This is a genomic window from Paenibacillus sp. MDMC362 (assembly GCF_003269305.1).
Taxonomy (GTDB): domain Bacteria; phylum Bacillota; class Bacilli; order Paenibacillales; family Paenibacillaceae; genus Paenibacillus_AQ.
The window spans coordinates 99,085-111,952 of record NZ_QLYT01000030.1 but is presented as its reverse complement, the minus strand read 5'-3'; the positions used below and the strand labels follow the sequence as shown (position 1 = coordinate 111,952).

Sequence of the window (12,868 nt, the reverse complement as noted above, 5' to 3'; positions counted from 1 at the left end):
CTGTGAATCAACCTTTAATGGAGCCGATCATCATCCCTTTGACGAAGTATCGCTGCAGGAACGGATAAACGAATACGATCGGTGCCGTCGTTACGACCATGGTGGCCATTTTGATCGATTGGGAGGTGACCGTCTTGGCCACGCCGCCCGGCACCTGGGCCATCATCTGATTCGAGCTGGATTGAGCGACGACCTTATACAGATACGTCTGGATCGGCTGCAGATCCGTATTGTTGATATAGATGACGCCGGTGAAATAGTCGTTCCATTGATAAACCCCGTGAAACAAGGCGATCGTTGCGATGACCGGCATGGATACCGGCAGCACGACCCGGAGGAAGATCGACCAATCGTTGGCCCCGTCAATCTTTGCCGCCTCCTCCAGACCGTCCGGAATTTCCCGGAAGAAGGTCATGAAGATGATAAGATCAAAGAAACTGAACATGGCCGGAATAATGTACACCAGGAAGCTGTCGAGCATATTCAAATCCTTGATCAACAGATAGGTAGGAATCAGTCCGCCGCCGAAAAACATCGTCACCGTTCCGAGCAAAATATAGAATTTGCCGCCGATCAGACCCTTCCGCGAGAATGCATAGGCGACCATCGCGGTAAAGAGGACGTGGATGAACACGCCGATCACGGTTTTGGCTACGGTGATGCCCATCGCCGTCATGATGCCGGTGCTCTGGAACACCGCGCTGAAATTCTCGAGGCTGAATATCCGCGGCCACCAGTAGATTCCTCCGCGCATCGCGTCCTGCCCGTCATTGAAGGCATTCACCAGCACGTACCAGATCGGGTAGATCGTCAGAAAGCATACGATCAGCATGCCGAAATTATTGAATATATCGAAGAAGGCTTCGCCTTTGGTTCTGCGTTTAAACATGGATTATTCGTCTCCCTTCTGGCTGGTCTCGCTAGAATAGTGATGTGTCGTTCAGTTTTTTGGTCACCCTGTTCGCGATCAACAGCAGGATAATCGCAATGACGGACTTGAACAATGAAACGGCTTGCGCGTAAGAGTAACGTCCGTTCTGCATCCCGGTGTGGTACACGAAAATATCGATGACGTTGCTCGCGCTCTCGTTCAGCGAGTTCCGGAGCACCAAAATCTGATCGAAGTTGGAATTCAGCACACCACCAATTGCAAGAATGAAGAGGATGGAAATGGTCGATTTGATACTGGGAAGGGTGATGTACCACATTTTCTGAAATCGACCTGCGCCATCAATCGTCGACGCCTCGTACATTTCAGGCGAAATGCTGGCAATGGCCGCCAGATAGATAATCGCGGACCACCCAAGCTCCTTCCATATATCCGAGGTGATAATGATTCCCCAGAAGTATTTCGGTTCGGCCAGATACGTGATCGGTTCATCGATCATATGCAGAGCCATCAAAATATTGTTGATAATCCCGATATCCGCCAGCCAGGTCATCAGAATGCCGCCCAGAATGACCCATGACAAGAAGTGAGGCAGATAAGAAATCGTCTGAATAGTCCTTTTGTATCGAACAGACCGGATTTCGTTCAGAAAGAGTGCAAATATGATCGGAAGCGGAAATCCGATAAACAGCTTCAGCAAGCTGATCCCGAGCGTATTCCGCATGACGTTCCTAAAGTCCTCGTCTGAGAAGAACTCCTTAAAGTGCTCCAGCCCTACCCATGGAGCTTCGCCGATGGACTTCACGATATTGAATTCCTTAAATGCAATGATGACACCGTACATCGGAATGTAGTTAAAGATGATCATCCACGCAACGCCGAGCAGCGCCATAATTTGGAGATGTCGTTGGCCGTAGAGTTTTCTGAGCCATCTTTTTCTGTCAAGCTTCTTCTGTACAGAAGGCTCCATCGAGGGACCGACACCGGTTTCGGAAACGTCGGCATGAAGTTGGTTTTGCATGGTTATGACCTCCAGGTTGATCCTATCATTTTGAAAACCTTTACATTCTCTATGTTTATATTGTAGATCGTCCTTTCTCTGCACGATAGGTTTCAGATTTCGTTTCAAGGGGCTCATTTTTCGGGTACACTTCGCCATTTACGAAAAAATGCAACCCAAAAACGAAATATTGTACCCTCTACTCATTCCGGACACAAAAAAAAGGCATGAATGGCAGCCTCTACAGCTGCCATTCATGCCTTTCCTCTTGCTCTAACGATCTTTCGCCACAAGCGATCCATCGGATCAGTAGAGCGGCATTATCGTTTTTTGTCACGTATATCAAACGGTTTCCCAGTTATTCCCCTTTGTCTTCCTCACGTTGTTCCTGTTTGCTTTCGTGTTCCTGTTGGTATTTCTCACGCATCAGCTTCTGCATGATGAATTTTTCCTGATCGTTCAAGCCGCCTTGGTTATCCTGGATGATCATGTTGTCAATGTTCCTCTTCAGTACCTCGGTTTGCGTGTTCAATACATTTCACTCCTTTGAATTTTGCGTCCCTTATGCCGTGAGATCATTCTGAATCAGAATGAAAGGGTACACATATTACTAACCATTCTCCTTCCAATGAAACAGAAATAGACGGATTTACCATAAAATCCGAAGGTAGCTTCAAGAAGAATTTGTGTTTGCCCAGCGCTTTCTCTAGGTATTAGCTGCTATTTGCGCTCGATCTGAATCCCCTTAGCCAGAGATTTCTGTTGTTTATTGGTATTAACTAGCTGCGGCAGGCTTCTCGTTTCCTTGACCATAGGGGATTGACACAAATGGCATACCGGTTCCGTGTCGAACGCAAAATCGTCCCGCATCCACCCTTTGCAGTCTTCCTTAGTGCATGCCCAAACTTCCGTTATTTCTTCAGGAATACTCTCCATCGAGTTTTTACGCGAATACATGAACGCTCCTCCTTATTCTCGTCTTAGAAAATAGAAACGCCGTATAAAAGAAAACTGCCCTTAATGTCACACATTAAGGGCAGTCTTCAATTGTAATTACAATTTAACAACGTTCTCAGCTTGTGGTCCACGGTTTCCTTCAACGATGTTGAATTCAACGCGTTGGCCTTCGTCAAGCGTTTTGAAGCCGTCGCCTTGGATCGCGCTGAAGTGAACGAATACATCGTTACCGCCTTCAACTTCGATGAAACCAAAGCCCTTTTCAGCATTAAACCATTTAACAGTTCCTGTTTGCATGGGGGAATCCTCCTTGATATATATTTACATGACCTTTTTTCTTCGCAGACGGAATAAAAAAATTCACATATTGCACAAGGTTACCAGAAATGACAACCCTCTACAATATGTGAATTCAGGTCGATTTCGATATTCATATCTTAACACATTTGACTGCCGATAGCAAATACCAAAGCAAAAGATTCTGCGGAAAAATTAAAGTTATTTTCTTCGGCATCATTCCGATTAGGTATGGCAGGCATATACAACTCCCGGCATATGCCGGGAGCCTAGATCTTGAGCAGGTTTTTTGCGCGTAAACGTTTACTTCCGCAATTCCTCCAGCGTTTCCTTCCAGCGCTGCAGGACTTCACCCGGGTCGTGCAGCTGAAACTTCACGGCCGATGTGATATCCGCATACTTCGCGATATCCTCCCGAACAGCCACGACCTTGGCTTCAAAACGCTGCAGCGGATGCCGGGCATCCGGCAGATCGGGAAGCGCGTGAAGTCGCAGCCGAACATAATGGGCCGCTCCATCATGAATCGCCACCAACGTCCCCTGTCCAGAGCGAAGAAGATTGCCAGTCGTAGCCGTTCCCTGCCATAACGCAAGTCGAAGCCGATTCCGGTCTAAGGCCAAAACCTCCCCCACGCTGAGCATGGCCGTGTGCGGCCATCCCTCTTCCGTCACGCTCAATAGCAGCATCGCTTCGCGCTGTTTCGATTCCAGATTACTTCCATCCAGCCATTGGTGCAGTCCTTCCGATATTGCGGCCTGTTCCGTCACAGCACCATCGCTCCTTCAACTGATAATGTTTAACGCGCTTCGGTAAATTCCAGCCAATCCAGCTCGATTCGGCCCTTATTCACCATGAACACCAACTCCACAGGTCCTTCCACAACTGGCACAGCCTCAACCACTCTATGGATGTGCCACTGTCCTTCTCCAGAATCAGACAAGGAGATAAGCTCAGGCTCCCGATCCCCGATCTGGAGCATGATATCCACCATACCGTCGGAAACCCGTCCCCGAATATCCAAATGAAAGAGGTCTGCGGAAGCGCAATTCACATCATAAGCGAGCCAATCTCCCTCCCGGAGCTGCACGCATACCAGATTATCCTCTTTCCATGGCTTGCCGCCTTCCGAAGCGTAGCATGGTTTCTCCGCCTTGCCCGTCATCATTCGCATCGGAACGCCGTCAGAAATCCGGAAGCCGATATCCTGGCTGGCCTTCGTCTCAACATGATACGAGACGCCCTCGCCCCGATATCCGTAAAACTCCGCCGGAATCTGAATGGGCAGCCGTCGAAGCAGCGACCGTGATATGTTCGGGTAAGCATCGCAAGCTGCCAGCGGAAGATGATCCAGGTATTCGCCCAGAATCGCTTCAGCTTCAGTTGACGCCGGCCTCTCTCCGCCTTCCAGGTAACCCGTCAGCTTTTCCCAGCCTTTCGGCATGCGAATCGAATACGGCGAGTTGTGGGTGTTCATCTTCTTCCAGGTCCAGAAGTTCCAGGATATGTTATGATCCTCAAACATTCGGAACGCGCCCGTATACCACTGCGGGTTATTCTCGCCGCCTTCACCCATGAAGATCGGCACATTCCATGCTTCGCGAAAATCCAGGTACTTCTGAATGCTCTCCGTGTCGGGATTATTCCAGTACTTATGGAACTGCAGCATCAAATTATCGTCAAACTTGTCGTCAAAAATACTCCAATCCGTAGACCAGTGGACGCCTTCCAAAATGATCATATGGCGCTTGTCCACTTCGCGTATAGCCGCGGTGATTTCCTTATACAGCGGCATCACCCGGTCATTGTATTCGCTGAACCAGTCGGGCAGCGGTTCGTTAAGCAGGTCGTAACCGGCCACGATCCACTCGTCTTTATAGCGTTCCGCCAGCATGCGCCACAGCGCCACCGTCCGCTCCGCGTTCCGTCGATCCGTGAACAGCTCCGGCATATCCCGCTCGGAATCGTCGATATTGGCGCCGGTCTGCCCGCCTGGCGCGCCATGCAAATCCAGAATAACATACAGCGAATACGTCCTGCACCAATCGATCACCTGATCAATCAGCCTCAGATGACCTTCATGATATACAAATGGCGGGTGCTGCCCTTCCTCCATAATGAACCTCGCATTGATCGGTACGCGAATGGAATTGAAGCCTTCAGAAGCGATCTGTCGGATATCGGCTTCCGTGATATAACGCTCGTAATAGATCTCCCAGAACGCAGCCGCCTTCTCCTCGCCGATCAGATTCCTGACCATGCCTTCGATGCGCCGCGGACGGTCTCCCTGCTCCGGCATTTTCCACATGTATCCTTCCGGCAGCAGCCAGCTTCCAAGTCCGACTCCCTGCAGCAGAAATTCCTGACCCTCCCCATTGACTAAACGTTGGCCGTCCGCCTTAACGAAACCGTTTACTAAAGAATCTCTGCTATCCTTCATATTGGCACCCCCTCGGTTTTCATGTCTGTAACGAATGTAATTGACCTGACGACATTCCACCCATAGACATCAAACAAAATATATCATGACGTCCCTGGTGATGAGCCTCATTGCCGAAAATCAGGGCATTATTCTGAAATATTGCCACCCGGGCAAAAAGAAAAAGGCGCTCTCCTCTGTTAAAGGATTGCACCTTTCCACTTATCAGTCTTACGAGGAAACCTCCGTAACCGGCTGGGCCGGAACGGGGTGATTAGCAGATCTTCCCTTCCGCAAGCTGCCCGGCAGTTTACCAAAGAAGATCCAGGTCCAGTTCCCGAGACGACTTATGCTGTACACCACTATATACGAGACCACCAGCGCGCTGATAAGTCCGCCAGCATACCACGCCAGCAGCAGCCAGGAGTTCTCCGTCTGCGGAGGATAATCCCGGTAGAGGAGCAGAACCAGCGGATGCACCAGATACACACCGAAGGAATACACCCCGAGCCGTCTGAACCCGTTCAACCACCAAACTCTCTTATTCCCGAAATGGAGAGCAACCTGAAGCATGACCAGTGCGGTGGTTAACGTATGCACATTCCAGAAGGCATCGTAGAGCAGCGGATGATATTCCGTCCCCAGCAGCCGCTGATTGTATCGAAGGCCGATATGCACCAGCGCGGCGCCCAGCCATACCGCCCAGAGCGCGATCCAGCCCAGCTTGCGCAGCACCGGTCTTGCGGCACGCTGCGTTGTAGTCAACCAATCCTTGAGCCGGTCATAATAAATACCGATCCACGCCCCAAGAAAATAATACGACAGAAACGACAGCGACCAGCTGTTCCGGTTCGTTACGTCCCACCAGGCATCGTTGCCGATATAGAACAACCACTGCAGCACAATGCCGACCAGCACGCAGAACGCCGCGAAGCCGCGGAATCGCTTCAGCAGCATCAGCACGAGCGGGAACAGCAGATAGAACTGGATGTTAATGAAGATGAAATATAAGTGCGTGTAGGATTTCCCCGTCGCCAGCTTGGGCCAGAAACTCTCCAGCATTGCCGCCGGATCGGACTCGCCTCCGCGATGATACCAGGCCACCGTAAAGAATAACACGGAGAACAGCAGGTACGGCACCAGAATATACATCAGCCGGTTTTTGAAGAACCGCGCAAGGTCACGGCCCTTGAAAGGACGGTGATAATAGTTATAGAACAGCACGAAGCTGCTCAGAAATATGAAGGTCGTCGTTCCAACCTTCGAGAATATGTTCAAGAAGTTATACAAGCCAAAAAAATCGTCCCCGCGCATCTGAACTGTGGCGAACGACGTCGCATGCACCATCAGCACGCCCATCATCGCAAAGCCCCGAACCAGGTCGATTTCGGTTATTTTTGCACGTTTATCCATGTTGCCTCCTTCATATGAATACGCCCCCTATTATATCTCACTCCCCACCGCTTGGATACTAAATTTTCCTAAAAGTGGCATGGAACAAGCTCCCTTTGCCATACCAGTGTAAAAAGGGCCTGGCACCAAGACAGGACACAAGCTTACATGATGCAAGCGTCCAATTCGAAGTGAATAGGAGGGGATTTCTACTGATTGAATTTAGACGCGTCAACAAATTTTTCGGAACCTTCCATGTTCTGAAAGAAATCGACCTGACCATTTCCCAGGGGGAAGTCGTTGTCATCGTTGGACCTTCCGGCTCAGGTAAAAGCACGCTGCTGCGGTGCATCAATCGGCTCGAAAGCATTACGGATGGCGAGCTTGTCGTGAATGGCGTCAAGCTGCATGACAAGAAGATCGACATTAATACGTTCAGGCGAAATATCGGGATGGTCTTCCAGCATTTCAACCTGTACCCGCACAAAAAGGTGATCGACAATATCATTCTCGCGCCCATGAAGGTGCTGGGGATGTCCAAAGCGGTGGCAACGGAAAAAGCCATGACGTACCTGCAGCGAGTCGGAATTGCGGACAAAGCGGACAGCTATCCCTCTCAGCTCTCGGGGGGCCAGCAGCAGCGGGTTGCGATTGCCCGCGGATTGACCATGAACCCGAAGATTATGCTGTTTGACGAACCGACGTCGGCACTCGACCCGGAGATGATCGGCGAAGTGCTGGATGTCATGCGTTCACTCGCCCACCAAGGCATGACTATGGCCGTGGTCACCCATGAGATGGGTTTCGCCCGCGAAGCCGCGGATCGAATCGTCTTTATGGACGAAGGCCGGATTATCGAGGATGCGCCGGCTGCCGAATTCTTCGATCAGCCGAAGGAAGAAAGAGCACGGGCGTTCTTGAGCCGCCTGCTGCATCACTAACCCGGACTTGGTGCGTAGGGGGAAAGAAATTGCGGCATTGCTCTTTAGGAGCTTGCTTATTAAGAGAATTCATATCTTTAAGGGGGATCTGGTGTATGAAGAAAAGATTGACAAGGACCTTCAAGTGGAGCACGGCCATGCTAGCTCTAGTCATCATGCTGATCGCATCCGGATGCGGGGGTTCGGGCAGCACGGACACGCTGGAGGCGATCAAGAAACGGGGCAAGCTGGTAGCCGGGGTGAAATATGATACGAAGCTGTTTGGGCTGCAGGACCCTGCCACCGGCAATGTGGAGGGCTTCGATATTGACATTGCCAAAGCGCTGGCCAAAAAAATTCTCGGTGACGAGACCAAGGTCGAGCTGAAGGAGGTTACCTCCAAAACCCGGATCGACATGCTGAAGAACGGGGACATCGACATCATTATCGCCACGATGACTATCACGGAGGAGCGCAAGGAGCAGGTGGACTTCAGCGATGTGTATTTTGAAGCCGGCCAATCGCTGCTCGTGAAGAAGGGAAGCCCGATCACGGGTCTGGAAAGCCTGAACAAGGATACGAAGGTGCTCACGGTAAAGGGCTCTACGTCCGCGCAAAATATCCGCGAGAAGGCGCCCGACGCGGTCATTCTTGAATTCGAGAACTATCAGGACGCCTTCACCGCCCTCAAAGCGGGACAGGGCGATGCCCTGACCACCGACAATTCCATCCTCCTCGGCATGCAGCAGCAGGACCCGAGCTTTGAGCTGGTCGGCGGCAACTTTACGGATGAGCCATACGGCATGGCCATCAAAAAAGGGAATCCGGAGTTCGTGAAAACCGTCAACGAGCTGTTGAAGGAGCTGAAGGATAGCGGAGAATACGACAAACTGTATGAGCAATGGATGGGCGTAAAGCCGGAATAACCGCAAACATGTAATGGTCGGCCGGGCTTAAGGCGTTATGGCTCCAATTAGATTCCTCCCTATTATCGGGCGGATCAGCCTGATCTACTTTTGACCGGCTAAACGACCATCATCCCCATTGGAGGTGAGGCATTTTGACCTTGTGGGATTTTAACATTCTGACGCAGCACTGGGATCAATTCATGGCTGGCCTGGGCCAGACCGTTCTCGCCAGCCTGCTTGGGCTGATCGGCAGCCTGGTGCTGGGCACCTTGATCGCCATCCTGCGGATTGCCCCATTCCGCATATTGAAAGCCATCGGCGCCATCTATGTAGAGTTTATCCGCAACATTCCGCTCTTGGTGGTTGTCTTTTTCTTTTTCCTGGGCCTGCCCTCTCTCGGCATACCGGTTGACCCGTTTACTTCGGGTACGCTCGGGCTGATGGTGTATACGGCTGCCTTCATTGCCGAAGCCATTCGTGCGGGGATCCAGGCGGTACCCTCCGGGCAGTCGGAGGCGGCTCGCTCCTCCGGACTGAGTTATATCCAGAATATGCGGTACATCATTCTTCCGCAGGCGATCAAAATCGTGCTGCCGGCGATCGGAAACCAATTGATCAATTTGGTCAAAAACTCCTCGGTCCTCGGCGTTATCGCCGGACTGGATCTGATGTATTATGCCGATCTGATTAACCTAAGCACCTTTAAAGGCATTCCCGTCTATACGTTTGTGGCCCTGTTCTACCTGCTCCTGACCATACCGCTCAGCCTGGCCGTCCATTACATGGAGCGCCGCTTTGCGAGAAGCAATTGACGTTAAACGCAAGTTTGCCTAATAAACAGGAGGTGGCATGAGATGGATTTTATCGGTGCGTACTCCTGGCCGAATCTGCGGTATCTCCTTCAAGGCTTTTGGATCACGGTGCAGGTTGCCGGCTTATCCATTATATTCAGCTTCATCATTGGAACCGTGCTCGGGACCGTGAGGTATACGAAAACTCCCTTTCTGTCGAGGACGACGGCCATATTCGTGGATATAATCCGCAATCTGCCGCTCTTGCTGATCATTTTCTTCATCGGCATGGTTCTGCCGCAGACCGGGATTCGAATCCCCACCTTCTGGGCGGCCGTCGTCGGCCTGAGCATTTTTGAAGGAGCCATGATCGCCGAAATTGTCCGCAGCGGCCTCGTATCGGTGGATAAAGGCCAGATTGAAGCGGCCCGGGCCTCGGGCCTCTCTTATATGCAGACACTGCGGCACGTGATTCTCCCGCTGGCGCTGCGCCGGATGTCCCCGCCTATGGTGAGCCAGTTCATCTCGCTCATTAAAGACACATCGCTCGCCGTGATCATTTCGCTGCCTGAGCTGATGCGCAACGTGCAGATTCTTAGCGGTTCCAGTTATGACTATGTTATTCCTGCCCTTGTTTTTGCGTCCTTGCTGTACTTCACGCTGAATTATCTTCTGTCCGTCATCGCCAAGCGGCTGGAAGCAAGACAGATCTAACCCTGCTAAGCGTTTGCAACTTCCTGCATGGACTGCCAACCATCGTGCTAAAAAGGGGCACTTGCCCGCCATACGCCGTGTATGTCCAATCCTACTCCGCAGCTGCTTTGGCTTGCGGGGTATTTGGGCGCTTCCGGAGCACCTGCGAATTCTAAAACCCAAGTTCCCCGCAGCTAAAGCCATATATGCATCGGTTTTATTTCCAAGTACGCTGCAACAATGGCGAAACCCTCCTCGTCTAAATACATAATCCTCCCGAAAGGAGACGCCGATATGAAAAAAGGCTTTATCGCCTTGATCGCTCTTTCCCTTACTGTCGGACTATGGCTTGGCGCGGATCAATCCACGGTATCCGCCTTGTCATGCGCGGAGCCCCGAAAGGTTACCGAGGAGTTAAAAACCTCGGACGCGGTATTCAGGGGCACTTTGGCCTCGTCCCATCCTAAAGCCGATATATCCAAAAGCAAATATGTATTCCAGATTTCCGAGTGGTGGAAAGGAGAATCGGATTCACCAACCGTCACCCTTTATTCCAATGGCTGGGAATCCTTTGAAACAGGCAAGGAATATATTGTGTTCGCCGAGAAGAGCGGGGAATCACTCAAACCCCATCTCTGCGGAAATACGGGGCCTTCCTCTTCCGTTGACGTGACTTCGCTGGGGGAAGGCATCCAGCCTGAGAAGCCGGCTCGATCGGCCGAAAGCCGAAAGTTCGGCGGTATCCTAACGGGTTTGATTGAGCTTGTTCGCTACCTGCTAGGGAAATATTAATCCCTTCCCAGCCATCTCAGGAATCGCTGTTTCAGGGTTTCTTGAAAATACCTGCTCCTTCGCGCGAAAAAAATACAACCATTCTCCATGTTATACGTATACAACGTATAAGAACTGCGTTTAAACGACAGGAGGATGAGAAATGATCAAAAGATTATTGTTGATTTCACTTGTTCTGGGAGTTCTCTCCGGCTGTTCCTTGGTGGACAGCGTGAACAATTCCTTGGATTATACGAAGGAAGCCACCACTTTTATAAATGAAACATCCCAATTTGCCGAGTCCATTCCGGAGCTTGCCCAGCAGGCCGCCACGAATACAGATGCCAAGGAAACGCTGACCCAAGAGCTCGAGGCGATGAAAACCCGGATCTCAGAGTTTAATGGCATTGATGCCCCTGCCTTTGCGCAGTCCATCCATGAACAGCTGGTCGGTTTAAATGACACGCTGCTGACCGACATCAACGGCTATATGGATCAAATTCAGAACGGAGTGACCGACTTCCAGAATTCCAACATCGTTCAAACCATCACTAAAATTAACGAAACGATGGATATGCTCCAAAATCTGCAGCCGTAATTTGCCAAGGTCATGACGATAACACAGCAGCCCTGCTCTGATGAGCAGGGCTGCTGTGTTTACTAAGGTTTATGTATGTATTCATTCCTCATCTAAAAAATGATTCCAGATTGGCAGTCAGCGTCTGCTTTGCCACATATCGAATTCCGTCTTCGCTAGGCGTCATAATCCAGTATGTCCCTTGGTATCCTGCTTCATCCCTCGGGTCCCAAGCCACAATGAATTGCCAGGCGTCGCCAAAGCTTTTATTATATTCCTCTCTATAACTCCCTGCCAACTTCTCCTGCGGAACCGATTCGATTGCAATATGCTGCACGCTTTCAAACGGTCTCATCCATTCCGTAAATTCCACCATGTCCCGGGCGTACTGACCCGAAAAATATCCCTCGTCCCCACCCGACATCGCATAAAAGGTTTCCGCATCCTCCGCCCGTGCTGCCTGATATAGCAAGGAAACGGTCTGCACCGGATTCCATACAGGCTGCTTCGCTTTTGCTGCAAGATACGCCCTGTCTTCAGCCGTATGCCGGATCTCTATAGCGATAAGCTCTTCCATTGTCGCTTCTCTTCCAAGCTCATAAGCCCCGGGGTAGATCGTGGATTGCTCCACCACTTTAAGCCCATCCGTGAAGGCCGTCACAAACCACAAGTGATGATCGCCTTGACTAAGCTCCTCCAGCACAACATCGGCCTGGGTGCCGTAAGTAAGTGATAGCAGCTCGCGACTTTCCCGGTCCAGCCCCTCCTTATTAAAAAGCTTGAATCGTTCCGGTCTCACCTCACGTTGGCCGGCCTCTTCGAACAGCACCTTCAGCATGGCAGGGGACGTACGGACGCTCGGAATGTCAGCATGACGGAAATACGATGCAGAATCGTTAGCCCGCAGCGCCTCATACATGCTAAGAACCGCTTGAATCGGATAATGGTTGGACTCCCCCGCTGGCGGCTCTACTTCTTGCTTAACCTGGTGATGGCTTTGATCTTCCGGCTGTAATGCCGTACGCAAACTCTCCCAAGCCGGCGACGGTATTTCTGCCGGATTTCCGGCTTTTAGTGCATCTGATGCGGCGGCGGTCGATCTACTTTGCTGTAGAGATCCCGGTACCTCCTTCGTGCATGCCACCATTAGCATTATCGTTATGGCAGCCATAATTAGGATCTGTCCGGATCGCAGATACGGCCTCGTCTTCATTTCGTTCACCTCCATAGATAACGAATACAATCGTATTTAGGAT

Annotated in this window: 15 protein-coding genes; 6 read left to right on the top strand and 9 right to left on the bottom strand. The window is 51.0% G+C overall.

The annotated features are described in order from the left end of the window. Nucleotides 1-7 precede the first annotated feature (7 nt). From DP091_RS16225 to DP091_RS16195, 8 genes are all read right to left on the bottom strand, one after another. Nucleotides 8-889: a carbohydrate ABC transporter permease gene (locus tag DP091_RS16225; RefSeq protein ID WP_113059269.1), complete on the bottom strand. Its 882-nt coding sequence runs from the start codon at nucleotides 887-889 to the stop codon at nucleotides 8-10. A gap of 31 nt (nucleotides 890-920) precedes the next feature. Continuing rightward, on the bottom strand, nucleotides 921-1,910 hold the full coding sequence (locus DP091_RS16220) for an ABC transporter permease (protein ID WP_113059268.1): 990 nt from the start codon (nucleotides 1,908-1,910) through the stop codon (nucleotides 921-923). Between the two features lie 337 nt (nucleotides 1,911-2,247). Next, on the bottom strand, nucleotides 2,248-2,421 hold the full coding sequence (locus DP091_RS31370) for a hypothetical protein (RefSeq protein WP_181469830.1): 174 nt from the start codon (nucleotides 2,419-2,421) through the stop codon (nucleotides 2,248-2,250). A 188-nt stretch (nucleotides 2,422-2,609) separates the two neighbouring features. Beyond that, nucleotides 2,610-2,846: a cold-shock protein gene (locus tag DP091_RS16215; RefSeq protein WP_071222231.1), complete on the bottom strand. Its 237-nt coding sequence runs from the start codon at nucleotides 2,844-2,846 to the stop codon at nucleotides 2,610-2,612. A 96-nt stretch (nucleotides 2,847-2,942) separates the two neighbouring features. Next, nucleotides 2,943-3,143, bottom strand: a complete 201-nt coding sequence (gene cspD, locus DP091_RS16210; protein ID WP_006207896.1) for a cold-shock protein CspD — start codon at nucleotides 3,141-3,143, stop codon at nucleotides 2,943-2,945. Nucleotides 3,144-3,446: 303 nt separating this feature from the next. Beyond that, nucleotides 3,447-3,911: a pyridoxamine 5'-phosphate oxidase family protein gene (locus DP091_RS16205; RefSeq protein WP_113059267.1), complete on the bottom strand. Its 465-nt coding sequence runs from the start codon at nucleotides 3,909-3,911 to the stop codon at nucleotides 3,447-3,449. A 29-nt stretch (nucleotides 3,912-3,940) separates the two neighbouring features. After that, complete coding sequence (locus DP091_RS16200; protein WP_113059266.1) at nucleotides 3,941-5,581, bottom strand: glycoside hydrolase family 5 protein; 1,641 nt, start codon at nucleotides 5,579-5,581, stop codon at nucleotides 3,941-3,943. Nucleotides 5,582-5,791: 210 nt separating this feature from the next. Continuing rightward, on the bottom strand, nucleotides 5,792-6,973 hold the full coding sequence (locus tag DP091_RS16195) for an acyltransferase (RefSeq protein ID WP_113059265.1): 1,182 nt from the start codon (nucleotides 6,971-6,973) through the stop codon (nucleotides 5,792-5,794). 170 nt (nucleotides 6,974-7,143) lie between these two features. On the opposite strand from DP091_RS16195, the gene DP091_RS16190 reads away from it, so the two are divergent. The 6 genes from DP091_RS16190 (at nucleotide 7,144) to DP091_RS16165 (ending at nucleotide 11,633) form a co-directional block, all read left to right on the top strand. Next, nucleotides 7,144-7,893 (top strand): amino acid ABC transporter ATP-binding protein, encoded by a 750-nt coding sequence (locus tag DP091_RS16190; protein WP_113059334.1) that lies wholly within the window; start codon nucleotides 7,144-7,146, stop codon nucleotides 7,891-7,893. Nucleotides 7,894-7,988: 95 nt separating this feature from the next. Next, nucleotides 7,989-8,798 (top strand): glutamate ABC transporter substrate-binding protein, encoded by an 810-nt coding sequence (locus DP091_RS16185; RefSeq protein WP_113059264.1) that lies wholly within the window; start codon nucleotides 7,989-7,991, stop codon nucleotides 8,796-8,798. A gap of 134 nt (nucleotides 8,799-8,932) precedes the next feature. Further along, nucleotides 8,933-9,592 carry an amino acid ABC transporter permease gene (locus DP091_RS16180; protein WP_113059263.1) on the top strand — a complete coding sequence of 220 codons (660 nt, stop codon included), beginning with the start codon at nucleotides 8,933-8,935 and terminating at the stop codon, nucleotides 9,590-9,592. A gap of 42 nt (nucleotides 9,593-9,634) precedes the next feature. Then, nucleotides 9,635-10,285, top strand: coding sequence for an amino acid ABC transporter permease (locus DP091_RS16175; protein WP_113059262.1), 651 nt, complete (start codon nucleotides 9,635-9,637; stop codon nucleotides 10,283-10,285). 273 nt (nucleotides 10,286-10,558) lie between these two features. Next, nucleotides 10,559-11,056 (top strand): hypothetical protein, encoded by a 498-nt coding sequence (locus DP091_RS16170; protein ID WP_113059261.1) that lies wholly within the window; start codon nucleotides 10,559-10,561, stop codon nucleotides 11,054-11,056. Between the two features lie 142 nt (nucleotides 11,057-11,198). Further along, nucleotides 11,199-11,633: a DUF6376 family protein gene (locus DP091_RS16165; RefSeq protein ID WP_071222237.1), complete on the top strand. Its 435-nt coding sequence runs from the start codon at nucleotides 11,199-11,201 to the stop codon at nucleotides 11,631-11,633. 88 nt (nucleotides 11,634-11,721) lie between these two features. Here the strand turns inward: DP091_RS16165 and DP091_RS16160 are convergent, their stop codons facing one another. Continuing rightward, nucleotides 11,722-12,825: a hypothetical protein gene (locus tag DP091_RS16160; RefSeq protein ID WP_258394582.1), complete on the bottom strand. Its 1,104-nt coding sequence runs from the start codon at nucleotides 12,823-12,825 to the stop codon at nucleotides 11,722-11,724. Between the last annotated feature and the right edge of the window lie 43 nt (nucleotides 12,826-12,868).

Excerpts from the sequence above, each read along its gene's own strand:
- DP091_RS16225 (WP_113059269.1), bottom strand. The coding sequence starts at position 889 with ATGTTTAAACGCAGAACCAAAGGCGAAGCCTTCTTCGATATATTCAAT.
- DP091_RS16220 (WP_113059268.1), bottom strand. The coding sequence starts at position 1,910 with ATGCAAAACCAACTTCATGCCGACGTTTCCGAAACCGGTGTCGGTCCC.
- DP091_RS16215 (WP_071222231.1), bottom strand. The coding sequence starts at position 2,846 with ATGTATTCGCGTAAAAACTCGATGGAGAGTATTCCTGAAGAAATAACG.
- cspD (WP_006207896.1), bottom strand. The coding sequence starts at position 3,143 with ATGCAAACAGGAACTGTTAAATGGTTTAATGCTGAAAAGGGCTTTGGT.
- DP091_RS16200 (WP_113059266.1), bottom strand. The coding sequence starts at position 5,581 with ATGAAGGATAGCAGAGATTCTTTAGTAAACGGTTTCGTTAAGGCGGAC.
- DP091_RS16195 (WP_113059265.1), bottom strand. The coding sequence starts at position 6,973 with ATGGATAAACGTGCAAAAATAACCGAAATCGACCTGGTTCGGGGCTTT.
- DP091_RS16185 (WP_113059264.1), top strand. The coding sequence starts at position 7,989 with ATGAAGAAAAGATTGACAAGGACCTTCAAGTGGAGCACGGCCATGCTA.
- DP091_RS16175 (WP_113059262.1), top strand. The coding sequence starts at position 9,635 with ATGGATTTTATCGGTGCGTACTCCTGGCCGAATCTGCGGTATCTCCTT.
- DP091_RS16170 (WP_113059261.1), top strand. The coding sequence starts at position 10,559 with ATGAAAAAAGGCTTTATCGCCTTGATCGCTCTTTCCCTTACTGTCGGA.
- DP091_RS16165 (WP_071222237.1), top strand. The coding sequence starts at position 11,199 with ATGATCAAAAGATTATTGTTGATTTCACTTGTTCTGGGAGTTCTCTCC.
- DP091_RS16160 (WP_258394582.1), bottom strand. The coding sequence starts at position 12,825 with ATGAAGACGAGGCCGTATCTGCGATCCGGACAGATCCTAATTATGGCT.